The following is a 22581-nucleotide window of genomic DNA, read 5'->3' as shown; positions in this document are numbered from 1 at the left end:
CCATGCATTCCTTGGCCGAAGGGGTACCGAACCCCGGTCCCACCAGGGCTGAAAGGCGTACAGAAGCCGCCTGAACCCTACGGGGACCGGCCACGGAGGCGAGGCGCACTTCCCAGCAACGCCCGTGAGTGCAACGCTTCGTGATCGACTGCTTCACGCCAAGTTGCCATGTCGACATAGTGCCGGGTCCTTAACTGGTAACCCCGGCAGCACGGGACGCAGTAGATTCGATCATGACTGTATTACGGCGGGGGACTGGTGGAGGACCGAGGGGAAACGTGCAGGAGCGACAGGTCCGACAGGAACGCCAAGAGCGCCGGGAACGCAGGGCCCGTAAGGGCCGCAACAGACACAGCAATAACAGAACAGGCCGAGAACAGGGAGCCGCGACGACCGAGGGGGGCTTAGCACCATGAGCCACGACTCCACTGCCGTGCAAGAAGCCGCGTCGCGCAAGCTTTCCGGACGCCGCCGCAGGGAGATTGTCGCGGTGCTGCTGTTCAGCGGTGGCCCCATCTTCGAGAGCTCCATACCGCTCTCCGTGTTCGGGATCGACCGGCAGGACGCCGGGGTTCCGCGTTACCGGCTGCTTGTCTGCGCCGGTGAAGAGGGTCCGCTGCGTACGACCGGAGGGCTCGAACTCACCGCGCCGCACGGCCTTGACGCCATAGGACGAGCGGGCACCGTCGTGGTGCCGGCCTGGCGGTCGATCACATCGCCGCCGCCGGAAGCACTCGACGCGCTGCGCCGCGCACACGAAGAGGGCGCCCGCATCGTGGGCCTGTGCACCGGAGCCTTCGTGCTCGCGGCGGCCGGCCTGCTCGACGGCCGTCCCGCGACGACGCACTGGATGTACGCACCGACGCTGGCCAAGCGCTATCCGTCGGTGCACGTGGACCCGCGTGAGCTCTTCGTCGACGACGGAGACGTGCTCACGAGCGCGGGGACCGCGGCCGGAATTGATCTGTGCCTGCACATCGTGCGGACGGACCACGGCAACGAAGCGGCGGGCGCGCTCGCCCGCAGGCTTGTCGTGCCTCCGCGCCGGGCCGGCGGCCAGGAGCGCTATCTCGACAGGTCTTTACCCGAAGAGATCGGCGCCGACCCGCTCGCCGAGGTCGTCGCCTGGGCCCTGGAGCATCTCCACGAGCAGTTCGACGTGGAGACCCTGGCCGCGCGCGCGTACATGAGCAGGCGCACCTTCGACCGCAGGTTCCGCTCGCTCACCGGGAGCGCTCCCCTGCAGTGGCTGATCACTCAGCGCGTACTGCAGGCACAGCGGCTGCTCGAGACCTCCGACTACTCCGTCGACGAGGTCGCGGGCCGCTGCGGCTTCCGCTCGCCCGTGGCCCTGCGCGGCCACTTCCGCCGTCAGCTGGGCTCTTCGCCCGCCGCCTACCGGGCCGCTTACCGCGCCCGCAGGCCGCAGGGGGGTGAGCGGGCCCTGCTGGAACCCCCGGCGCCCGTGCCCGCCGCGCCGACGGTGAACAGCGAGGGAGGCGGGCCCGTACCGTCGCAGACCAGGCGTACGGCGGCCGCGAGTGCGCTCGGCCCTACGACCTCGCTGCCGACGGAACCGGGAAAGCCGTACTCGGATGTGTACGCGCCAGGCCGTCCGCCTCTGCCCGGCCAGAGGAGTGCGCCGTAGGGTAAGACGCATGAACGATCGCATGGTGTGGATCGACTGCGAGATGACCGGGCTCTCGCTGGCGGATGACGCACTTATCGAGGTGGCCGCACTGGTCACCGACTCGGAACTGAACGTGCTCGGTGAAGGTGTGGACATCGTGATCCGCCCGCCGGACGCGGCGCTGGAGACCATGCCCGAGGTGGTGCGCAAAATGCACACCACCTCGGGGCTCCTCGACGAGCTGGCGGCGGGCACGACCCTGGCCGACGCCGAGGAGCAGGTCTTGGCGTACGTACGTGAGCACGTCAAGGAGCCGCGCAAGGCTCCGCTCTGCGGGAACTCGGTCGGCACCGACCGGGGCTTCCTGGCGCGCGACATGGGGACGCTGGAGGAGTTCCTCCACTACCGCATCGTCGACGTCTCCTCGATCAAGGAGCTGGCCCGTCGGTGGTACCCCCGGGCGTACTTCAACAGCCCGGACAAGAACGGCAACCACCGCGCGCTCGCCGATATCCGCGAGTCCATCGCCGAGCTGCGCTACTACCGCGAGGCGGTCTTCGTTCCGCAGCCGGGCCCGGACTCGGACACCGCGAAAACGATCGCGGCCAAGCACGTGCTGCCTGCGGAGTAGCCCGCGCGGAACCCCTGTGTACGGGGTCCGGAAAAGGGGTGCGCGAGCACCCCTTCGGACCCTGTACACTTTTTCTCGGCCGGTCGGAAGAAAGAAAAACGACCGGACATGGTGGGTGTAGCTCAGTTGGTAGAGCACCTGGTTGTGGTCCAGGTGGCCGCGGGTTCAAGTCCCGTCACTCACCCTGAATGATCAAGGCCCGGTCCGCGAAAGCGGACCGGGCCTTCTTCGTGGCTCGGTAGCCCGCGGGCCCCCGGGGCCTGCGGAGCCTCAGGACGACGCGCGCTCGACCAGTTCCGTCGGCAGGACCAGCTGGCGGTGTTCCAGGCGGCGGGCCGATGCCGGGCGGTCGTCGGCGATCTCGGCGAGCAGGAGGTCGATCATCGCGCGGCCCATGTCCTCGATCGGCTGGCGCACGCTCGTCAGCGGCGGGTCCATGTGGCGGGCGATCGCCGAGTCGTCGAAGCCGACGAGCGCCACGTCGTCGGGTATGCGGCGGCCCGCCTCGCGAAGGACCTGGCGGGCGCCCGCCGCCATCACGTCCGAGCCCGCGAACACCGCGTCCACGCCGGGGCAGGCGGCGAGCAGCTCCGTCATCGCCCGGCGGCCGCCCTCCTCCGTGAAGTCGCCCGGCGCGATGAGGCGCTCGTCCACCTCGTGGCCCGCGTCCGTGAGGGCGGCGCGGTAGCCGTCGAGGCGGCGCTGGGCGCCGTAGACGTCCAGGCGGCCCGTGATGGTGGCTATGCGGGTGCGGCCGCGCCCCAGGAGGTGCTCCACCGCCGAGTGCGCGCCCGCGAAGTTGTCGGAGTCGACCGAGGGCAGCGCCTCGTCGGCCGAGCGGCGGCCGCTGATCACCGCGGGGATCTCCAGCTGGGCGAGCAGGTCCGGCAGCGGGTCGTCGGCGTGCACCGAGACCAGGAGGACCCCGTCGACGCGGTGGGCCGCGAGGTACTGGGCCAGGCGCTGCCGCCTGCGGTCGTTCCCGGCGAAGATCAGCAGGAGCTGCATCTCGGTCTCGCCGAGCTCGGCGCCGACCCCGCGCAGGACGTCGGAGAAGTACGGCTCGGCGAAGAACCGGGTCTCGGGCTCGGGCACGACCAGGGCGATGGCGTCGGTGCGGTTGGCCGCGAGGGCACGGGCCGCCGTGTTCGGGACGTAACCGAGTTCGGCGACGGCGGCCTCGACCGCCGTGCGGGTCGCCTCGCTCACCCGCGGCGATCCGTTGATCACCCGGGACACCGTCCCCCGGCCCACTCCCGCCCGTGCGGCGACCTCCTCCAGGGTGGGTCGCCCGCCACTGCGGCTGCGTGCACCGTGAGCTGCCATTGTCCGCCTCCCGTCGCACTTCCCCCGGCGAGGAATGTAGAGGAATGTAACAGCCTGATCTTTGCCGGGCAGAAGGGCCGATCATGCGAGCGTCCTCGTAACAGCCCGATAACTGAAGACATATCTCTCTGTCCGGTCCCTTGACACCCCCGCTTCAAGCTACGACTCTTCAACTCATCACTTGTGGGAGCGCTCCCACAGTACCTGACACGTACACATCCCGCACGTTCCCCGCCCGAGCCGAAGAGTCAAGCAACGGGGCAAGAAGTGCAGTTGGCCGGGGGGTCGGCACGTCAGGCAACAGGAGGACGTAATGCGCACGAGTTATCGCCGACCCGGTCGGCTGGTGGCCTTCGCGGCCGTGACCGCGCTGGCAACAAGCCTGCTGGCCGGTTGTTCGAGTGACGACGAGGGCGACTCGGCGAGCAGCGACGGCAAGGTCACGCTCAACGTGGGCACGTTCGGTGTGCTCGGCCTGAAGCAGGCCGGGCTCTACGACGAGTACGAGAAGTCGCACCCGAACATCAAGATCAAAGAGAACGTGATCGAGCGGAACGACGCCTATTACCCGAAGCTGCTCACCCAGCTCCAGTCGGGCGCGGGCGTGAACGACGTCGCCGCCGTCGAGGTCAGCAACATCACCGAGGTCGTGCAGACCCAGGGTGCCAAGTTCGAGGACCTGAGCAAGGCGAAGGGCGTGGACAAGTCCACGTACCTCGACTGGAAGTGGAAGCAGGCCACGACCGAGGACGGCAAGACGGTCGGCCTCGGCGTCGACATCGGCCCGACGGCGCTCTGCTACCGCAAGGACCTCTTCAAGAAGGCCGGCCTGCCCACCGACCGCGAGGAGCTCGCCAAGGAGTGGGCCGGCGACTGGAACAAGTACGTCGCGCTCGGCGAGAAGTACATGAAGAAGGCGCCCAAGGGCACCAAGTTCGTGGACTCCGCCTCCAGCGTCTACAACGCCGTCTTCGCCGGTGCCACCGAGCGGTACTACGACAAGAGCGGCAAGGAGATCTACGAGGACAGCCAGGGCCGCAAGGACGCCTGGAACGCGGCGATGAAGGTCTCCGAGGGCGACATGTCGTCCAAGCTCAAGCAGTTCGACCCGACCTGGGACCAGGGCTTCGCCAACGCCAAGTTCGCCTCCGTGGCCTGCCCGGCGTGGATGGCCGGCTACATCCAGGAGAAGACCGGCGCGAGCGGCAAGGGCCAGTGGGACATGGCCAAGGCGCCCACCGACGGCAACTGGGGAGGAACGTTCCTGGGCGTGCCGAGCGCGGGCAAGCACAAGAAGGAGGCGACCGAGCTCGCCGTCTGGCTGACCCAGCCCGAGCAGCTCGCGAAGGTCTTCGCCAAGCAGGCCAGCTTCCCCTCCACCCCGTCGGCGTACGACACGCTGAAGCCCTCGCCCGCCACGAAGGCGTACTTCAACGACGCGCCCATCACGGAGATCTACGCGGACATCGCGAAGAACACCCCCTCGGCGATCTACGGCCTGAAGGACGCCCAGATCGGCCAGTCCATCACGGACATCGGTGTGCTCCAGGTGGAGCAGCAGGGCAAGTCTCCGGCTGAGGGCTGGGAGGCCGCGCAGAAGGAGATCAAGGATGTTCTGGGACAGTGACGCGCATGTCCGAGACCACTGAGCACGCCGAGACCGCGTCCCCTTCAGGGGACGCGGCCCCGGCCGCGTCCGGGACCCGCAAGGGCTCCCCCACGTCCTCGTGGCGCAGTCGCCTGTACCGCTGGGACATAAAGGCGTCGCCGTACGTCTTCGTCGCCCCGTTCTTCCTGTTCTTCGGCGCCTTCGGCCTGTTCCCGCTGCTCTACACCGGCTGGGCCTCGCTGCACCGCCTGGAGCTGACCAACCTCGACGACAGCACCTGGCTCGGCCTGGAGAACTACACCAACCTGCTGCAGAGCGACTACTTCTGGAACGCGCTCGGCAACACCTTCACCATCGGCGTCATCTCCACCGTCCCGCAGCTGGCCATCGCGCTCGGCATCGCGCATCTGCTCAACTACAAGCTGCGCGGCTCCACCCTGTGGCGCGTGGCGATGCTCGCTCCGTACGCCACCTCGGTGGCGAGTGCCTCGCTGGTCTTCACGCTGCTCTTCGCGTGGGACGGCGGCATGGTCAACTGGATCATCGGGTCCGTCGGCATCGACCCCGTCAACTGGCGTGAATCCTCCTGGGGTTCGCAGTTCGCGGTGTCCTCGATCGTCATCTGGCGGTGGACCGGCTACAACGCGCTGATCTATCTGGCGGCGATGCAGGCCGTGCCGCACGACCTGTACGAGTCGGCCTCGCTCGACGGCGCCTCGCGCTGGCAGCAGTTCCGGCACGTGACCATCCCGATGCTGCGTCCGACGATCCTGTTCACGGTGGTCGTCTCCACCATCGGGGCGACCCAGCTCTTCGGCGAGCCGCTCCTGTTCGGCGGCACGGCCGGGTCCAAGGGCGGCGCGGACCACCAGTTCCAGACGCTTGGTCTCTATCTGTACGACCAGGGCTGGATCAACGGCCATCTGGGCAGGGCCTCGGCCGTCGCCTGGCTGATGCTCGCGATCCTGCTGATCATCGCCGCGGTCAATCTGCTGATCGCCCGACGTCTGAGGAAGGCCCAATGAAGTCCCGCGCCACGGGCCCGACGACCGGCGTCGCCGCGGACCCGACCGACCCGACCGACAAGGCCGACGTGACCGAGCCGGCCGACGCCGTCGCGCGCCCGAAGGCCGCCCTCGCCACGGGTCCGAAGCCGGGCCGCCCGCTGGGGCTCAAGGCCGGCCGCACGATGCACGCGGGGCCCGTGACGTACGTCGTCCTCGCGCTGTTCACGGCCGTCTCCCTCGCCCCGCTGATCTGGACGGCGATCGCGGCCTCGCGCACGAGCGGCAGGCTCGCCCAGACCCCGCCGCCCCTGTGGTTCGGCGGGAACCTCTTCAAGAACCTGGAGCGGGCCTGGACGGAGGCGAGCCTGGGTGACGCGATGCTCAACACCACGATCGTGGCGGGCAGCATCACCATCGGCACCGTCCTGTTCTCCACGATCGCCGGATTCGCCTTCGCCAAGCTGAAGTTCAAGTTCAGCGGTCTGCTGCTCCTCCTGACGATCGGCACGATGATGGTGCCGCCGCAGCTGAGTGTCGTACCGCTCTATCTGTGGGTCGCCGACCTGCAGTGGACCAATCAGCTCCAGGCGGTGATCCTGCCGACGTTCGTGAGCGCCTTCGGTGTGTTCTTCATGCGGCAGTTCCTCCTCCAGGCGCTGCCGAGCGAGCTGATCGAGGCGGCCCGGATGGACGGCGCGAGCAGCCTGCGCATCATCTGGCACGTGGTGTTCCCGGCGGCGCGGCCCGCGATGGCGGTTCTTGGCCTGCTCACGTTCGTCATGGCCTGGAACGACTTCCTCTGGCCGATCATCGCCCTCAACCAGTCGAACCCCACCGTGCAGGTGGCGCTCAACTCCCTCGGTACGGGCTACATCCCGGACCGGGCGGTGATCATGGCGGGCGCCCTGCTCGGCACGCTGCCGCTGCTGTTCGCGTTCATCCTCTTCGGCAAGCAGATCGTGAGCGGCATCATGCAGGGCGCGGTCAAGGGCTGAGGCGCGCTTTCACCCGCAGCGCCCGTCCCCCAGCCGGGGCCGAGCAGCCGCCAGGGCCGAGTAGCCGCCACCTCGGCCTTGGCGCCCGCTCCCCGCTCTCCGCCTTCTCTTCCTTGTCCTGATTCCCCCTTCCCATGGGAGCGCTTCCATGCCTGAACCCATTACTTTTCCGGCCGACTTCCTCTGGGGAGCAGCCACGTCCGCGTACCAGATCGAGGGCGCCGTACGCGAGGACGGCCGTACGCCCTCCATCTGGGACACCTTCAGCCATACGCCGGGCAAGACCGACGGCGGCGACACCGGTGACGTGGCCGTCGAGCACTACCACCGCTACCGCGACGACGTGGCGCTCATGGCGGACCTCGGTCTGAACGCCTACCGCTTCTCCGTCTCCTGGTCGCGGGTGCAGCCCACCGGGCGCGGCCCCGCCGTCCAGCGCGGCCTCGACTTCTACCGGCGGCTCGTCGACGAGCTGCTCGCCAAGGGCATCAAGCCCGCCCTGACCCTCTACCACTGGGACCTGCCGCAGGACCTGGAGGACGCGGGCGGCTGGCCGGCGCGCGAGACCGCGTACCGCTTCGCCGAGTACGCGGGCTTCGTCGCCGAGGCGCTCGGCGACCGCGTCGAGTCGTGGATCACCCTCAACGAGCCGTGGTGCAGCGCCTTCCTGGGCTACGGCTCCGGCGTGCACGCGCCCGGCCGCACCGACCCGGCAGCCGCGCTGCAGGCCGCGCACCACCTCAACCTCGCGCACGGCCTGGGCACGCAGGCGCTGCGGGCCGCCCTGCCGGCCCGTGCCAAGGTCGCGGTGAGCCTCAACTCCTCGGTGGTCAGGTCAGTTTCTGAAAGCCCCGCGGACCAGGACGCCCGGCGCCGCATCGACAACCTCGCCAACGGCGTCTTCCACGGCCCGATGCTGCACGGCGCCTATCCGGCGGACCTGCTCACGGACACCGCCCGGATCACCGACTGGTCCTTCGTGCAGGACGGCGACCTGGCCGCCGCCCACCAGCCGCTGGACGCGCTCGGCCTCAACTACTACACGCCCTCGCTGGTGTCGGCCGCGCAGGACGACCCCTCGAACGCGCGCAACGACGGTCACGGGGCCAGCGATCACTCCCCGTGGCCCGGCTCGGACGACGTGGCCTTCCACCAGACGCCGGGCGACCGCACCGAGATGGGCTGGACCATCGACCCGACCGGGCTGCACGACCTGATCATGCGCTACACCCGCGAGGCACCGGGCCTGCCGCTGTACGTCACCGAGAACGGCGCGGCCTACGACGACAAGCCCGACGCGGACGGCCGCGTGCACGACCCGGAGCGCATCGCCTACCTCCACGGCCACCTGGCCGCCGTCCGCAGGGCCATCACGGACGGCGCCGACGTCCGCGGCTACTACCTCTGGTCCCTCATGGACAACTTCGAATGGTCGTACGGCTACAGCAAGCGCTTCGGCGCGGTGTACGTCGACTACGAGACGCAGGCCCGCGTCCCGAAGTCCAGCGCCCATTGGTACAAGCGGGTCGCGGCCGCCGGTGCGCTGCCGCAGGAGGACGCCGTGAGCTGACCGGGACAGAGGTGGGCGCCCCGACCGGGTGGGGGGAATGTGGGGTTGCCGGTCGAGGCGCCGTGGGGGGTGGTGGTGCGGTGGGGACTTGGGGGGGGCGGGGTCCCGGGGGGGGGCTACTTGTAGGCGCCGAGCGCCTTCGTGAAGGCCAGCGGCTCCTGCTCGATCGACGAACAGGTCGGCTGGGCGCCTCCGCCGCCGCCCTCGCAGGCCTTGTCGCGGGTCGAGGACCACATGGACAGCCAGCCGATGCCCTTCTCCTCGGCGAACTTCACCAGCTGCGCGGCGTCGTCGACCTTGAAGATCTCGGTGGTGACGTCGTTCACGCCGATCATCGGGGTGACCGCGACGGCCTTCCAGGCGGCCTCGTCGGACAGGTCGAGTGCGCCCTTGATCTGCTTCTGCGTGGCGGTCGCCGCGTCGATGGCGTACTGACCCATGTCGCCGCTGTAGGACGGCCCGTAGTCCATCGCCATGATGTTGACGGCGGAGACCTTGACGCCGTTCTTCTTGGCGTCGGCGACGAGGTCGACGCCCGGCTGGGTCAGGCCCTCGGGCATGACGGGCAGCGTGAACGACACGTCCAGGCCCTCGTGGTCCTTCTGGAGCTGCGCGATGGCCTGCGCGCGGCGGGTGTTGGCGGCGGTCTCGGGAAGCGCCGCGCCCTCGATGTCGAAGTCGACCTTGGTCAGCTTGTACTTGTCGATGACCTTGCCGTACGCCTTGGCCAGCTCGTCCGCGCTGCCGCACTTGAGGCCGAGCTCGGAGCCCGCGGCGCCGCCGAAGGACACGCGTACGTCGCCGCCCTTGGCCCGCAGGGCCTCGATCTGCGAGGCGACCTTGTCGTCGTCGAGCCCGGTGGTGCCGCCCCACAGGGGCTCGCAGCTGCCGCCGGAGGTGATGAAGGCGAGGTTGAACTCCTTCACGCCGGTCTTGTCCGCGGTGTCGACGAGGTCGTACGCGGGGGCGAGCGAAGTGTCCACGAACGGGGCGAACTTGGCGCCCGCCTCGGCCTTCGCGGCGGGCTCTGCGGGGGTCTTGCTCGCCAGCGCCGTCCCGGAGAAGGCGAAGGCGCCGCCGCCGACGAGTGCGGCTGCCGCGAGCCCGCCTATGACCTTGGACCTGGTGCTCACCGTGCGCCGATGCGTGCTGCTCATCGCGTGCCTGCCTTAGCTGTGCGGGGGGTGGGGGTGCGTGCAGCACGCTAGCCCCGCATGATCCGGCTTATCGGGCATAGAGGGCGCCGAGCCCGGATCTTAGGGCGGGCTTAAGGAAGCGATCGGAGGCGGTTAAAGGTCGGCCCGGTTCAGGCCTGGCGCGCACTCGGGATGCGCTTGCGGCGGCGTACGGACCCCCTGTGCCCGCGGCCCCCCGCCACGGGACGACGCCCGTCCAGCTGGATCCAGATGCGGACCTCTGTGCCTCCCAGGACGGACCGCCCGATCCGCACGTCCCCGCCGGTGGACTCCGCGAGCTGCCGGACGATGTCGAGCCCCAGGCCGGTGGAACCGTCGGCCCCCGACCCGGCGCCCCGCGCGAGCGCGGCCTCGGGGTCGGCGATGCCCGCCCCCGCGTCCGAGACGAGGACGATCACGGCGTCCTCCCCGCTGTGCACGTCCACCGCGAACGCCGACCCCTCCCGGGTGTGCCGGAAGACGTTGCCCAGCAACGCGTCGAGGGAGGCGACCAGTTCGGGGCGCGCGACCGGTATCCACACCGGCCGCTCCACGCCCGCGACACGCACCTCGCGCCCCTCGTCCTCCGCGAGCGCCGACCAGAAGGCCATCCGGTCCTGGATCACCTCGGAGGCGTCGCAGCCCGCTCCGGGGCCGACCGTGACGGTCTGCGGCTTGGCGTCACGGGCGGTGCGGATGATCGTGTCGACCTCGCGTTCCAGCTTCTCCACCGCGATACGGGTCTGCTCGGCCGCGGGCCCGTCCCCCAGCGAGGCCGCGTTGAGCCGCAGGACCGTCAGCGGGGTGCGCAGCCGGTGCGAGAGGTCCGCCGCCAGCTCCCTCTCGTTGGCGAGGAGTTGCACCACCTGGTCGGCCATCGAGTTGAACGCCACGGCGGCCAGCCGCAGTTCGGTCGGCCCCTCCTCCTGGACCCGCGCCCCCAGCTTCCCCTCACCGAGGGACTGCGCCGCCCCGACGAGCCGCTTGGCGGGCTGCACCATCCGCACGCCGAGCCGGTCCGCCACCGCCACCGACCCGATGACCAGCGCGACGCCGACGCCCGCGAGCACCAGCCACGCCGTGGTCACTCCGTTGCTGACCGCGCCCTCGGGCACGAAGATCTCGACCACGGCGATCTGGGTGGAGCTCAGGGCCATCGGCTGGAGCAGCGCGAAGCCGCCGTCGACCGTGACCGTGCGGGCCCGCCCCTCCTCACGTGTGATCTCCACGGCGTGCGCGTCGGCCCGGCCGTCGCCGATGTCCAGAGCGGGTGCCTTGTCGACGGCCGGTACGTACACGGCCATCCGCCCCTCGCCGCCCGCCTCGGACGTCGCGACGGCCCGCGTCAGCTGGTCGCGGTCGGTGGTGATGGAGAGGGTGGGGCCCATGCCGGCCGCGTGCCGTTCGGCGTTGGAGAAGGCCCGGTCCCGCGCCATCTCCTGGATGACAAGGCCGAGCGGTACGGCGAAGGCCACCACGACCATCGTCGTGACGGCCAGGCACACCTTGACGAGCGCCCACCTCACAGCGGTGGCTCCAGCTTGACGCCGACACCCCGCAGCGTGTGCAGATAGCGCGGCCTGGCGGCCGTCTCGCCCAACTTCCTTCGCAGCCACGACAGATGGACGTCGATGGTCTGGTCGTCGCCGTAGCTCTGCTGCCACACCTCGGCGAGCAGTTCCTTGCGCGGTACGACGACACCGGGCCGCCCCGCGAGGAAGGCGAGCAGGTCGAACTCGCGCCGGGTCAGATCGAGCCGCGTCCCGTCGAGCTCCGCCTGGCGGCGCAGCGGATCTATGGCGAGCCCGCCCACCCGTATCTCGCTGCTCGGCGGGGTCTCGCCCGCCGCGACGCGCGAGCGGCGCAGGACCGCCGCCATCCGGGCCGAGAGGTGCTCGACGGAGAACGGCTTGGTCAGATAGTCGTCGGCGCCGTCGTTCAGGAGCCTGACGATCTCGGTCTCGTCGTCACGCGCGGTGGCGATGATCACGGGGACGTCGGTGATCCCGCGGAGCATCTTCAGCGCCTCGGAGCCGTCCAGATCGGGCAGTCCGAGGTCCAGGATCACCACGTCGAACCGGAAATGGGCCACCTCGCGCAGCGCCTCCAAGGCCGTGCCGACGCTGCGCACGGTGTGCGATGCCTCGGTCAGATGCCGGATGAGAGCGGAGCGTACGAACTGGTCATCCTCGACGACGAGCACACTTGCCATGGGCGGCACCGTACGCCATATGAGTGACCCCGGTCTGCCGGGACGCCGGTGGCTCCTGTGGTGCAGTATGGCTCGCGATGCGCAGAGGACTCATACACGCAATAGCTTGGTCGCTCGCCACGGGCGCGGCGGTCACGCTCTCCTGGTGGGGTGTCCACACGGTCATGGCGGGCACCGCCTACGACCCGCCGCGCGCCGTCCCGCTGGCCGCCGACGGCGACCGGGCCGAGCCGCTCTCGTCCTCCACCCACCGCCCGGACCCGACGCCGACACCCTCGCCGCCGAAGTCGAAGAAGCCCCCGAAAACCACGAAGCCCCCCGAGAACAAGCCTTCGAAGCCGCAGTCCAGCAGGCCGAGCACGCCCTCCGCGCCCACCGCGACACCCGGCAGCGTGAAGAGCTACTCCTCCGAGGGCGGCCGGGTCGTCTTCGATCTCGGCAAGGATTCCGCGACGCTGGTCTCCGCGACCCCGGCGGCGGGCTGGTCGGTGCAGGTGTGGAAACAGGACACCTGGATCCGCGTGGAGTTCACCTCGGGAGCCGAGAAGGTCTCGGTGTTCTGCACGTGGCACGACCACGCCCCGGCGGTAGAAATCAACGAGTACTGACCGGTTGGTTCGGCGGATGCCCCAGAGTTGAGAAAGTTCCGGCCGGGCGGGCCGAATCGCCCTCCGCGAACCGTCCTCGGACCGTCCTCAGCGGAACACCGACGGCGGCGGCGCGGGCGACGCCACCGCGCTCGCGTCCGTGACCGCGGCCGCTCCCCCGCTGAAGTCGACGAGCGCCCTGCCGTGCTCGACCCTGGCCGGATGCGAGTCACCGGCACTGCGCCGGGTCAGCTCGGCGATCGGCAGCGGCCGGTCGCAGCCCACGAGGACCGCGTTGCCGAACCGCTTGCCGCGCAGCACCGCGGGGTCGGCGATGAGCGCGAGCTCCGGGAAGAGCGCGGCGGCGGTGGCGAGCTGGCCGCGCAGATGCGCGAGCGGCGGTCCGTCGGCGAGATTGGCTGCGTAGTAGCCGCCGGGCTTCAGGACCCTGCGTACGTCACCGAGGAACTCGGCGCTCGTGAGGTGCGCGGGCGTGCGGGCGCCGCTGAAGACATCGGCGACGACGAGGTCCGCCCAGCCGTCCGCGATCTTCGCGAGCCCTTCGCGGGCGTCGGTGCCGCGCACCCGTATCCGCGCCTGCGGGTCCAACGGCAGCTCGCGCCGGACGAGTTGGATGAGCGCCGTGTCGCGCTCGATGACCTGCTGGGTGGAGCGCGGGCGGGTCGCGGCTATGTACCGGGCCAGGGTGAAGGCACCGCCGCCCAGGTGCAGGGCCTGGATCGGTTTGCCGGGCGGCATGACGAGGTCGGCGACGTGACCGAGCCTGCGCTGGTACTCGAAGTCGAGGTACCCCGGATCGTCGAGGTCGACATGGGACTGCGGGGCACCGTCCACGAGCAGCGTCCACGCGCGCGGCCTGTCCCGGTCGGGCATCAGCTCGGCGAGCCCGCCGTCCACTTTCTCGACGACGGCTTGCGCCTCTTCCCGGGATCGCCTGTTCCTCGCCATCGGACCATTATCGGCGTACGCGGGCGGGGCGGCCCGATGACCTTGGGGCAGCGCGCCGCCGCGGGCTCAGCGGCAGTTGTCGGCGGCCTCGATGGTGCGGGCCGCCATGCCGAGCGCGGCGCGCAGGACGGCCGGGTCGGTGACCGGATCGGTCTCCTCGGGGGACAGCAGCCAGCCGGTGCCCGCGACCGGGGGCGGCGGCGTGCGCGGCTCCGGCTCCGTGTGCAGCCGGGTGCCGCGGCCGAAGGTCTGCGTACAGGCGCTGCCCGGCAGGTCCCAGCCGTCGGCGGTGCCGGGCGGCACCAGGAAGCCGAGGGTGTCGCAGCCGCCGTCGTGCAGGACCGGGCCGACGGCGTCGGCTGCCCCGCGGCGCAGGATGTCCACGGCTTCGAGGCCCTGGCGGGCCGGGACGGTGACGAGATCGCAGAAGTCGGCGGACTCGCCGGGCCATGCGCCCTGCCCCTGCGGTGCTCCCTGCCATGGCCCCTGCTGCGGTGGTGCGCTGCGGTCCTGGGTCGGCAGGTGTCGCGCCGTAGTCAGCGACGCCCGCGATTCGCCGTTCTCCACGCCGATCTCCAACAAGGGGACCCCTCCTCGCAAGGGTGGGAGCCGCGTCGCTCCCTCTGCCCATGGTTCAACGCGGGACGGCGTCAACAGCTACGGCGTAATGCCGCCGCAAAGGATGGCAGTTCATGGCAGATCATGGGTGAGATATCCGGTTTGTAGCCAAACTCTGTGTGAGTGCCCCATCACGGCGGGTACGTTCGTGCTTCGCCGGAACAGGGGCAGCAACCATCGCCGGATCCGCAGGATCCGGCGCACTCCGGCACGATCCGTACGAGAGGGTCAGGCCATGGCGTCGTCACCGATGGCATCGTCAACTCCGTCCGCACGACCGAACCGTCGCTTCCGGCAGCTGCGCGGACAGCGCTCACCGGGCGAGTTCGCCGCCGTGATCCGCCGCGCCGCTCACGAGATCGGTGAGCGCGTCAGCTGCGACGCCCGTTACATCGGACGCGTCGAGGCAGGTGAGATCCGCTGTCCCAACTACGCGTACGAGCGGGTCTTCCTGCACATGTTCCCCGGCCGGACGCTCACGGATCTGGGGTTCGCGCCCCGCTCCGCGGTACGCGGCCGGGGGGCGCGCACCGAGTCCAGGGCGCCCGCGTCACACACCACGATCCCTCTGTATGAGTCTTCTCCGTCCGGGCCGACCGGCCCCGAAACGCACGAGTGCGACCCGTACGAGATCCAGAGCCACGAGGAGAGCGACGTGCGGCGTCGCGCATTCATGAGCGGCACGGCCTCGGCGGCCGCCGCCTCTTTGGGTTCCTTCGGGTTCGCCGCCCCGAGTCCGGCCGAAGCCACCGCACGACGCGGCGGCCGGGCGGGCGAGGCCGAGGTGAGCGCGGTCGAGGAAGCCGTACGACAGATCAGGCTGCTCGACGACCGGCACGGCGCCGACGGCCTCTACCGCCGGGCCGCCACCCCGCTGCGGACCGCCTACGCCCTGCTCGACGCGGGCACCAACCGCCAGTCCACGGCGGACCGGCTGCACACGGGCGCCGGTGAACTGGCCATCTCCGTGGGCTGGCTCGCGCACGACTCGGGCCGTTTCGACGACGCCCGCTCGCACTACGCGGAAGCGCTCGCCACCGCCCGGATGGCCGCCGATCCGGCCCTTGAGGCACACGCCTTCTGCAACACGGCCTTCCTGGCACGCGACGCCGGGCGGCCCCGCGAGGCGGTGCGGGCCGCGCAGGCGGCGACACGGGCCGCCGTGCGTCTCTCCTCGCCCCGGCTGCTCTCGCTCGTCTCGCTGCGCGAGGCCGGGGGCTGGGCGGGGCTCGGCGACCGGGCCGGCTGCGAACAGGCGCTGGCCCGCGCGCACGCCCTGTTCGACCGCGGCCCATCGGACGCCGATCCGGAGTGGATGACCTTCTACGGGCCCGCCGAACTGGAGGGCCTCGAGGCACAGTGCTGGTCGGCGCTCGGGGACTGGACCCGCGCCTCGCGGCACGCACGGCGCGCCGTGAGCGTGGCATCGGCGCAGACCCCGCAGTTCACCCGGAACATCGCCCTCTACACCGCGGAGCTCGCCGACGACCTGGCGCGCGCCGGCCGGCCCGACGAGGCGGCCACCGCGGGCATGCGGGTCCTCGCGCTCCTGGACGAGGTGCAGTCCTCGCGCATCCAGTCGATGCTCGCCACGACGGCCAGGGTGCTGCTGCCGCACCGGCGGGCTTCGGGGGTGTGCGGCTTCCTGGAGCGGCATGCTTCGTTGCCGCGGGCGGTCTGAGTCGCGGGCGGTCTGAGTCGCGGGTGGTCCGAACGGCGAGTGGTCCTGGCCGCGGGTCGTCCGGTCGCTAGGCCAGGTGTCCCGTGTCGTTCCACGACTCGATCGCCGGTTCGCCGTAGGCCCAGCCGAGGGTGGAGATCGAGGTCGGGTTGAGGCGGATACGGGCGGCGAAGTCGATGCCGAGGCCCAGCCAGCGTGCGCCGATGGACCGCAGGATGTGGCCGTGCGCGAAGACCAGGACATCGCGGTCCGCGCCGCGCGCCCAGTCCACCACCTCGTCCGCGCGGGCGGTCACCTGTGCCAGGGTCTCGCCCCCGGGGACGCCGTCGCGCCAGATGAACCAGCCGGGGCGTACGTCCTGGATCTCGGCCGGGGTCATTCCCTCGTAGGAGCCGTAGTCCCACTCCATCAGCGTGTCCCAGGTGGTGGCACGGTCCCCGAAGCCCGCGATCTCGCAGGTCTCGCGCGCCCGGGAGAGGGGGCTCGTGCGCACCTCGACGTCCGGGAGGCCGTCGAAGGGGGCGCGGTGCAGGCGCTCGCCCAGGAGCTTCGCGCCGTCGCGGCCCTCTTCGAGGAGCGGGATGTCCGTCCTGCCGGTGTGCTTCCCGGACAGGGACCACTGGGTCTGTCCGTGCCGGGCCAGCAGGATGCGCGGTGCCATGTCGAGCCTTTCCGAGCCGGCGGCCGGTGGTGGGGACCATCAGCCGTCATAGAGCGAATTCTGCGGACAGACAGCTGTCCGTGCCCTCCATCATCACTCACGCGCGATGTCGCGATCATCCGTGCCCACGAGGAGCAACCCGCTCGGCGATCTCAGCGTCCTAGACAGCCGGGGACCGCCTCAGGACGGTTTCGCGTACGCCGTAGGGTGAGGCGGCGAACGCCGCGTGAACAAGAACGGATGGGGGACCGACCGGATGCCGCAGACCGACACTCCGGGCACCGGAGGCATGAGCGGGCTTCGGCTTCGCTGGTGGACGGAGCTGCCGCTGATCCTGCTGGTGTACGGCGCGTACTCGGCGGGCCGGCTGCTCGCGCGCGGTGACGTGTCCACCGCCGTCGATCACGGCATCGGCATCCTCCGCATCGAGCAGTTCCTGCACATCAATGCCGAGAGCCCGCTGAACCGTCTCTTCACGGACAACGCCTGGATCGGCGTCCCCGCCGACTTCTGGTACGCCTCGCTGCACTATCTGGTGACGCCGCTGATCCTCGTCTGGATCTTCCGCAGCCGCGCGGTCCACTTCCGTGCCGCACGCGCGTGGCTGATGGTCTCCACCATGATCGGCCTGATCGGCTTCACGCTCCTGCCGACGTGCCCGCCCCGGCTGCTGAGCGCGGGCCACGGCTTCGTCGACACCATGGCGCAGTACAGCGACTACGGCTGGTGGGGCGGCGAGGCGAGTGCGCCGCGCGGCATGGGCGGCATGACCAACCAGTACGCGGCGATGCCCAGCCTGCACGTGGGGTGGGCGCTGTGGTGCGGGGTGATGCTGTGGCGTCACGGGCGTTCGCCGCTGGCCAAGGTCGCGGCGGTGGGCTATCCGCTGATCACCACGATCGTCGTGATGGGCACCGCGAACCACTACTTCCTCGACGCCGTCGCGGGCGCCGCGGTGATGGGCGTCGGCCTGCTTCTCGTACGGCCGGTGCTGCGACTCGCGGACCGGGTGAGGTCGCGGGTGCGGCTGCCGCTGGCGGTCGCGGGGGCTTCGGCGGGTGCGGCTGTCGGGTCGGGCGGGGCTGCCGTCGGGTCGGGCGGGGCGGCCGTCGGGTCGGGCGGGGCGGCCGTCGGGTCGGGCGGGGCTGCCGTCGGGTCGGGCGGGGCGGCTGTCGTCGGCTCGTCTTCGGTCTCGTACGCCCCAGAGTCCTCAATTGTCAGTGCCGGGTGCCAGACTTCGACGGGTGAGCGAATTCCCCGGCCGCGCAAGCGGCCTGCCGAGCCAGGCGCCGAGCCGAGTGCCCGACCCGCCGAAGCGGGGGACAGCACTCCGACAGCGGCTCGCTGAGCTGCGCGGACCCGACGTCCCCGCTCAGCCGCTGGACGCCCGTGCCCTTGCGGCCCTCGCCGCGAATCCCGGGTGCCAGCGGCGCGCGCTGCTCGACGGGGCGGGCGTGGACAAGGCGAGCCTCGCCCAGTCGCTCGGCTCCCCGGCCTCCTTCGGGCAGTCGCAGTTCGCGTTCATGCGGGGCAACGCCTTCGAGGCGAAGGTCAAGGCGGACGGGGGCGCCGAGCTGCTGCGTCTGGTGCACGGCCGGCTCGGCGGCGGGCCGGAGCCGGTGCCCGGCGAGTCGTCCGTCCCCGATCTGTCCGCGGTGGGCCCCGAGGGCCGCGCGGCGCGCACCTCGCTCGCGCTGCGCGAGGCGACGTCCACGCAGGGCTGGACCCTCCTGGACCACCCGATGCTGGCGCTCGACGTCGCCGGGACTCCCGCCTTCCTGGAACCGGACGCGGTCGTGATCCACCCCGACGGCACCTGGACGGTCGTCGAGATCAAGTCCTTCCCGATGCTGGACGGTTCGGCGGACGCGGCGAAGGTGGGCGCGGCGGCGCGCCAGGCCGCGGTGTACGCACTGGCGCTCGAGCGGGTGGCGGCGCACATGGACCCCGCTCCCGAGGTCCGCCACCACGTGCTCCTGGTCTGCCCCAAGGACTTCTCGAACCTCCCCACCGCATCGGCGATCGACGTACGCAAACAGCTCTCGGTGACGCGGCGCCAGCTGGCCCGCCTGACCCGTATCGAGGACATCGCGGCGGCGCTCCCGGAGGGCACCACCTTCGACGTGACCCGACCCGCCGCCGATCTGACGGCAGCAGTCGAGTCGGTCCCCGCGACGTATGCCCCGGAGTGCCTGGCCGCCTGCGAACTGGCCTTCCACTGCCGGGCACGCTCCCGCGAACAGGACGCGGTCACGGCCCTGGGCCGCTCGGTACGAGGCGAGCTGGGCGGCCTGACGACGGTCACCGGAGTCCTCTCCGCGGCGAACGGCAGCACGGGCGATCCGTCGGACCCGGCGGTGGCGGCGTTGCGCAGAGCGGCCGCGCTGCGGCAGGAGGCGCTGGCCGTGGCAGGGGCCTTCGGCGATGACACGGCGGAGGGCACGCCATGCTGACCCTGGCACCCGCCCGCGCCCGGCATCAGCGCCCCGCGGCAACCGCTGTTCTCCCGCCCGCCCGTCGGCCGGCCCGTTCTTCGGCGCGTGGGTCTTGCGGGGTAATCGGGCAGGTGGGCGGGGAAAAATCGCCGCGAAGCGGCGGGGCAACCACGCACGACCCACGCGGGAGGACGGCCTGATGTCGCTGATCGACAACCTGGCTCGCCTGGAGGCGGTAGCGACAGGCCGGGCCCAGCCGAGAGCGACGGCACGGCACCGCCACCTCTCGCAGCGCCCCCTCGTCCTCGTCCCCCTCACCACCGCGGGCGAGGCGGGCGCCCCGCTCGGCGCGCTCGTCGGGACGGAGCGGACCTCGCCCCGCGTGCTGATCGTCCCCCAGCCCCGCGACCGCGACCTCCGCTTCACCTTCCTCTCCCAACTCGCCGACACCGTCCTGGAGTACGTCGACTCGTTCGCGGACGACGTCGAAGCCGCGGAGCGCAGCGAGACGGACCCGGAGACCAAGAAGCGCGTCAAGGTGGAGGTCGAACTCTGCCGGGACGCCCCACAGTTGATCGTCCCGAGCCGCGCCGGCATCGACTTCGTACGGCTCATCGGCCGCTCCACCCGCTTCCGCCGCACCGCCGAGCAGGACCCGGAGACCCCGTATCCCGCCCCGCCCCGCGTCCCCCTGCTCGGCCGCTGGCTGACGCACTTCGGGGAGCGGGCCCGGGTGCCCGGCTCCTCGCTCCTCGTCGCCATGACCGAGCTGCTCTCCCGGCACTGGGCCACCGGGCAGAGCAGCCTGGAAGACCAGCATCTGGGCGCCCTGCTCGCCTGGATCGAAGCCGCCGAAGGCACCTCCGGGGCCGACGCCGCGCTCCGCGCCGAGCTGGCCAGGGACAAGGACGGCCAGCTGCTCTGCCCGCCCGCGGGCCCCGCCACGGACCCGGCGTTCGACAACCGCCTCCTCGCCCCGGCCATCGAGCGCTACGACCGCGCGCGCCAAGCCCTCGCCACCGCCGAGGACGGCGTCGAGGCGGACACCCGTCTCGGCGCCCTGGCCACGGCGGAGCGGGAGATCCGCTCCTTGATCGAGAGCAGGACAAGGCCCACCTGGGACGCGGTGTGGCGCGGCCTGGACGCGCTCTGCACCCTCCCCGAGGCCCCGCACGCCGAGGACCGCTGGACCCGCGACCGCTGGTCGTTCACCGGCCACCGGGACCGTGTGACGGCGGGCGAGCCCCCGCAGCCCCGCATCGACGACGCGGTGACGGCGGCGAACAAGCTTGCGGCCCGCGAACGCGAGCAGGCCAGGCTGGAGGCCCAGGAAGCGCTCGACGATCCGCTGGTGATGGCGGGGCGGCGGCTCGCGGGCGAGGCCTTCGCGGGCGAGGTGACCGAGGTGGTCATGGCGTACAGCGAGAGCAAGAGTCCGCGGCCGCGCCCCCTGGTCACGGTCCGCACGGACGACCATCCGCACCTGGCCGAGCGGGCGAAGGTGTACCGCTCGCTGCAAGGCAAGCCGCAGACCGCCGAGTTCGTGACGTACGAGGGCGAGGGCCTTGTCGTCCTGCGCGTCATCGACAAGATGGGCCGCGGCAAGGAGGCCGAGCCCGGCTCCGTGCCGGACAAGGGCGACCGGATCTGCTTCACGCTCTTCGAGCACGAGCAGCGCGGCGGCCCCAAGCTCCCCGACCCCGAGGCGACTCCCTGGACCCATGGCGGCCCGCCGGGCGACGCCGCCGAGCGCCCTGACCCCGTGACGCCGGAGGACACCCTGTGAGTCCGACCGCCCCCTTCGACCGCGCCGCCTCCGACCCCGGCGCGGCGGCCGCCCTCGCCACGGACGCGATCCTGCACGACACGCTGCACGGCGCGCACCGCGGCGTCGTCGTCGACTCGCCGCCCGGCGCGGGCAAGTCGACCCTCGTCGTCCGCGCGGCCCGCGAACTGGCCGCCGCGGGGCGCCCCCTGATGGTGATCGCGCAGACGAACGCGCAGGTCGACGACCTGGTCCTGCGCCTCGCCGAGAAGGACCCCGAGCTGCCGGTCGGCCGTCTGCACAGCAGTGATCCGGACGCGTACGACAAGGCCCTGGACGACCTGCCCTTCGTCCGTACGTCCACGAAGGCCGCCGACCTGGCCGGGATGGACGTCGTCGTGTCGACCGCCGCGAAGTGGGCGCACGTCGAGGTGGACAAGCTCGACGGGCCCTGGCAGCACGCCATCGTGGACGAGGCGTACCAAATGCGGTCGGACGCGCTGCTCGCCGTGGCCGGGCTCTTCGAACGGGCCCTGTTCGTGGGCGATCCCGGCCAGCTCGACCCGTTCTCGATCGTGGGCGCGGAGCAGTGGGCCGGCCTTGCGTACGACCCGTCGGCGAGCGCGGTGACGACCCTCCTCGCGCACAACCCCGAGCTGCCCCAGCACCGCCTGCCGGTGTCCTGGCGGCTGCCGGCGTCGGCGGCCCCGCTGGTCTCCGCCGCCTTCTATCCGTACACGCCCTTCCGCAGCGGCACGGACCACGGCGACCGGACGCTGAACTTCGGCGTGCCGTCGGACGGTTCGGGCCCGGACCGGGTGATCGACGAGGCGGCGGAGTCGGGCTGGGGCCTGCTCGAACTGCCCGCGCGGAACACCCCGCGCACGGACCCCGAGGCCGTACGCGCGGTGGCTCAGGTCGTCCGGCGCCTCCTGGACCGGGGCGGCGCCGCGGCATCGGAGCGCGAACCGGACCCCACTCCCCTCACGGCCGACCGCATCGCCGTCGGCACCGCGCACCGCGACCAGGCGGCGGCGGTGCGGGCAGCCCTCGCGGAGCTCGGCGTCGCGGACGTCACGGTGGACACCGCCAACCGGCTCCAGGGCCGCGAGTTCGACGTGACGGTGGTCCTGCACCCGCTCTCCGGCCGCCCGGACGCCACCGCGTTCCACCTGGAGACGGGCCGCCTGTGCGTCCTGGCGTCCCGCCACCGCCACGCCTGCATCGTGATCTGCCGCGCGGGCGTCAGCGAACTACTGGACGACCACCCCTCAACGGAACCGGTCCAACTGGGCGTCACGGTGAAGTTCCCGGACGGGTGGGAGGCGAACCACGCAGTCTTGGCCCGCCTCGCGGAACACCGCGTGGCGTGGCGGCCGTGACGCGACCCGCCGGAATCGGATCAGCGGCTCCCGGCTCAACACCGCCCGCCCCGCCGGACGGAGTCCGGCCGCCGCTGGAGGCGGCCGACAAATACAGCCCGGACGGGTGGGAAGCGAACCACGCGGTCCTGGCCCGCCTCAGCGAACACCGCGTGGCGTGGCGGCCGTAGGCGGGGTGCGGGTGCGTGGCCTCGGCGAGCACCGCGTGGCATGGCGGCCGTGAGCAGGGCGTGCGCCGTTCCGTGCACCTGACCCCCGGATCTCAAGGCTCACGGCCCCCTTGCGCAGCAAGGGAGAATGGAAGATGGCCCTACGGCCGGACACCGTA

Annotated in this window: 18 protein-coding genes, 1 tRNA gene and 1 pseudogene; 13 read left to right on the top strand and 7 right to left on the bottom strand. The window is 71.4% G+C overall.

From position 1 onward, the window contains the following. Window positions 1-412 precede the first annotated feature (412 nt). From ABZ906_RS29960 to ABZ906_RS29950, 3 genes are all read left to right on the top strand, one after another. Complete coding sequence (locus tag ABZ906_RS29960) at window positions 413-1648, top strand: helix-turn-helix domain-containing protein (RefSeq protein ID WP_361387905.1); 1236 nt, start codon at window positions 413-415, stop codon at window positions 1646-1648. 10 nt (window positions 1649-1658) lie between these two features. Beyond that, the gene (gene orn, locus ABZ906_RS29955) at window positions 1659-2261 is read left to right on the top strand and encodes an oligoribonuclease (RefSeq protein WP_361186410.1); all 603 of its coding nucleotides are present in this window, start codon (window positions 1659-1661) and stop codon (window positions 2259-2261) included. 111 nt (window positions 2262-2372) lie between these two features. Then, a tRNA-His gene (locus ABZ906_RS29950) sits at window positions 2373-2445 on the top strand. 86 nt (window positions 2446-2531) lie between these two features. Here ABZ906_RS29950 and ABZ906_RS29945 read toward each other — a convergent pair. Continuing rightward, entirely contained in the window at window positions 2532-3587 is a 1056-nt protein-coding gene (locus tag ABZ906_RS29945) for a LacI family DNA-binding transcriptional regulator (protein WP_361186413.1), read from the bottom strand. Window positions 3588-3900: 313 nt separating this feature from the next. On the opposite strand from ABZ906_RS29945, the gene ABZ906_RS29940 reads away from it, so the two are divergent. The 4 genes from ABZ906_RS29940 to ABZ906_RS29925 all read left to right on the top strand — a co-directional run bounded on the left by ABZ906_RS29940 (window position 3901) and on the right by ABZ906_RS29925 (window position 8768). Further along, window positions 3901-5214 carry an ABC transporter substrate-binding protein gene (locus ABZ906_RS29940; RefSeq protein WP_361387902.1) on the top strand — a complete coding sequence of 438 codons (1314 nt, stop codon included), beginning with the start codon at window positions 3901-3903 and terminating at the stop codon, window positions 5212-5214. A gap of 5 nt (window positions 5215-5219) precedes the next feature. After that, window positions 5220-6221 (top strand): sugar ABC transporter permease, encoded by a 1002-nt coding sequence (locus ABZ906_RS29935; RefSeq protein WP_361186419.1) that lies wholly within the window; start codon window positions 5220-5222, stop codon window positions 6219-6221. Between the two features lie 164 nt (window positions 6222-6385). After that, entirely contained in the window at window positions 6386-7198 is an 813-nt protein-coding gene (locus tag ABZ906_RS29930; RefSeq protein ID WP_361186948.1) for a carbohydrate ABC transporter permease, read from the top strand. A gap of 148 nt (window positions 7199-7346) precedes the next feature. Then, the gene (locus tag ABZ906_RS29925) at window positions 7347-8768 is read left to right on the top strand and encodes a GH1 family beta-glucosidase (RefSeq protein WP_361387899.1); all 1422 of its coding nucleotides are present in this window, start codon (window positions 7347-7349) and stop codon (window positions 8766-8768) included. A gap of 116 nt (window positions 8769-8884) precedes the next feature. Here the strand turns inward: ABZ906_RS29925 and ABZ906_RS29920 are convergent. From ABZ906_RS29920 to ABZ906_RS29910, 3 genes and pseudogenes are all read right to left on the bottom strand, one after another. Further along, window positions 8885-9775: pseudogene (locus ABZ906_RS29920) on the bottom strand (chitinase); the annotation flags it as partial. Window positions 9776-10074: 299 nt separating this feature from the next. Further along, window positions 10075-11469 carry a HAMP domain-containing sensor histidine kinase gene (locus ABZ906_RS29915; protein WP_361186424.1) on the bottom strand — a complete coding sequence of 465 codons (1395 nt, stop codon included), beginning with the start codon at window positions 11467-11469 and terminating at the stop codon, window positions 10075-10077. After that, a complete protein-coding gene (locus tag ABZ906_RS29910) occupies window positions 11466-12155 on the bottom strand; it encodes a response regulator transcription factor (RefSeq protein WP_361186427.1) in 690 nt (229 codons plus the stop codon). The genes ABZ906_RS29915 and ABZ906_RS29910 overlap by 4 nt, the downstream gene beginning before the upstream one ends. 77 nt (window positions 12156-12232) lie before the next feature. Here ABZ906_RS29910 and ABZ906_RS29905 point away from each other — a divergent pair, with 77 nt between their 5' ends. Next, complete coding sequence (locus ABZ906_RS29905) at window positions 12233-12763, top strand: hypothetical protein (RefSeq protein ID WP_361387896.1); 531 nt, start codon at window positions 12233-12235, stop codon at window positions 12761-12763. Between the two features lie 87 nt (window positions 12764-12850). Here the strand turns inward: ABZ906_RS29905 and ABZ906_RS29900 are convergent, their stop codons facing one another. Together ABZ906_RS29900 and ABZ906_RS29895 are read right to left on the bottom strand one after the other, a co-directional pair. Beyond that, entirely contained in the window at window positions 12851-13711 is an 861-nt protein-coding gene (locus ABZ906_RS29900) for a fused MFS/spermidine synthase (protein WP_361186431.1), read from the bottom strand. Window positions 13712-13777: 66 nt separating this feature from the next. Next, window positions 13778-14290, bottom strand: a complete 513-nt coding sequence (locus ABZ906_RS29895; protein ID WP_361388049.1) for a hypothetical protein — start codon at window positions 14288-14290, stop codon at window positions 13778-13780. Window positions 14291-14564: 274 nt separating this feature from the next. On the opposite strand from ABZ906_RS29895, the gene ABZ906_RS29890 reads away from it, so the two are divergent. Next, window positions 14565-16010 (top strand): tetratricopeptide repeat protein, encoded by a 1446-nt coding sequence (locus ABZ906_RS29890; RefSeq protein WP_361387893.1) that lies wholly within the window; start codon window positions 14565-14567, stop codon window positions 16008-16010. Between the two features lie 67 nt (window positions 16011-16077). Here ABZ906_RS29890 and ABZ906_RS29885 read toward each other — a convergent pair whose 3' ends face one another. Further along, the gene (locus tag ABZ906_RS29885) at window positions 16078-16671 is read right to left on the bottom strand and encodes a histidine phosphatase family protein (RefSeq protein WP_361186435.1); all 594 of its coding nucleotides are present in this window, start codon (window positions 16669-16671) and stop codon (window positions 16078-16080) included. 256 nt (window positions 16672-16927) lie between these two features. On the opposite strand from ABZ906_RS29885, the gene ABZ906_RS29880 reads away from it, so the two are divergent. The 4 genes from ABZ906_RS29880 (at window position 16928) to ABZ906_RS29865 (ending at window position 22253) form a co-directional block, all read left to right on the top strand. Then, window positions 16928-18019, top strand: a complete 1092-nt coding sequence (locus ABZ906_RS29880; protein WP_361388046.1) for a phosphatase PAP2 family protein — start codon at window positions 16928-16930, stop codon at window positions 18017-18019. Then, a complete protein-coding gene (locus ABZ906_RS29875) occupies window positions 17970-19124 on the top strand; it encodes a hypothetical protein (protein WP_361388043.1) in 1155 nt (384 codons plus the stop codon). Before ABZ906_RS29880 ends, ABZ906_RS29875 begins: the two co-directional genes overlap by 50 nt. Window positions 19125-19305: 181 nt before the next feature. After that, window positions 19306-20892 carry a hypothetical protein gene (locus tag ABZ906_RS29870; RefSeq protein WP_361387890.1) on the top strand — a complete coding sequence of 529 codons (1587 nt, stop codon included), beginning with the start codon at window positions 19306-19308 and terminating at the stop codon, window positions 20890-20892. Then, the gene (locus tag ABZ906_RS29865) at window positions 20889-22253 is read left to right on the top strand and encodes an AAA domain-containing protein (RefSeq protein WP_361387887.1); all 1365 of its coding nucleotides are present in this window, start codon (window positions 20889-20891) and stop codon (window positions 22251-22253) included. Before ABZ906_RS29870 ends, ABZ906_RS29865 begins: the two co-directional genes overlap by 4 nt. The last annotated feature ends 328 nt before the right edge of the window (window positions 22254-22581 follow it).

It is taken from the genome of Streptomyces sp. NPDC046925 (genome assembly GCF_040644915.1).
Taxonomy (GTDB): Bacteria; Actinomycetota; Actinomycetes; order Streptomycetales; family Streptomycetaceae; genus Streptomyces.
This window is presented reverse-complemented; position numbering and strand designations above follow the sequence as displayed.

Excerpts from the sequence above, each read along its gene's own strand:
- ABZ906_RS29960 (WP_361387905.1), top strand. The coding sequence starts at position 413 with ATGAGCCACGACTCCACTGCCGTGCAAGAAGCCGCGTCGCGCAAGCTT.
- orn (WP_361186410.1), top strand. The coding sequence starts at position 1,659 with ATGAACGATCGCATGGTGTGGATCGACTGCGAGATGACCGGGCTCTCG.
- ABZ906_RS29945 (WP_361186413.1), bottom strand. The coding sequence starts at position 3,587 with ATGGCAGCTCACGGTGCACGCAGCCGCAGTGGCGGGCGACCCACCCTG.
- ABZ906_RS29940 (WP_361387902.1), top strand. The coding sequence starts at position 3,901 with ATGCGCACGAGTTATCGCCGACCCGGTCGGCTGGTGGCCTTCGCGGCC.
- ABZ906_RS29935 (WP_361186419.1), top strand. The coding sequence starts at position 5,220 with ATGTCCGAGACCACTGAGCACGCCGAGACCGCGTCCCCTTCAGGGGAC.
- ABZ906_RS29930 (WP_361186948.1), top strand. The coding sequence starts at position 6,386 with ATGCACGCGGGGCCCGTGACGTACGTCGTCCTCGCGCTGTTCACGGCC.
- ABZ906_RS29925 (WP_361387899.1), top strand. The coding sequence starts at position 7,347 with ATGCCTGAACCCATTACTTTTCCGGCCGACTTCCTCTGGGGAGCAGCC.
- ABZ906_RS29910 (WP_361186427.1), bottom strand. The coding sequence starts at position 12,155 with ATGGCAAGTGTGCTCGTCGTCGAGGATGACCAGTTCGTACGCTCCGCT.
- ABZ906_RS29905 (WP_361387896.1), top strand. The coding sequence starts at position 12,233 with ATGCGCAGAGGACTCATACACGCAATAGCTTGGTCGCTCGCCACGGGC.
- ABZ906_RS29900 (WP_361186431.1), bottom strand. The coding sequence starts at position 13,711 with ATGGCGAGGAACAGGCGATCCCGGGAAGAGGCGCAAGCCGTCGTCGAG.
- ABZ906_RS29890 (WP_361387893.1), top strand. The coding sequence starts at position 14,565 with ATGGCGTCGTCACCGATGGCATCGTCAACTCCGTCCGCACGACCGAAC.
- ABZ906_RS29885 (WP_361186435.1), bottom strand. The coding sequence starts at position 16,671 with ATGGCACCGCGCATCCTGCTGGCCCGGCACGGACAGACCCAGTGGTCC.
- ABZ906_RS29880 (WP_361388046.1), top strand. The coding sequence starts at position 16,928 with ATGCCGCAGACCGACACTCCGGGCACCGGAGGCATGAGCGGGCTTCGG.
- ABZ906_RS29870 (WP_361387890.1), top strand. The coding sequence starts at position 19,306 with ATGTCGCTGATCGACAACCTGGCTCGCCTGGAGGCGGTAGCGACAGGC.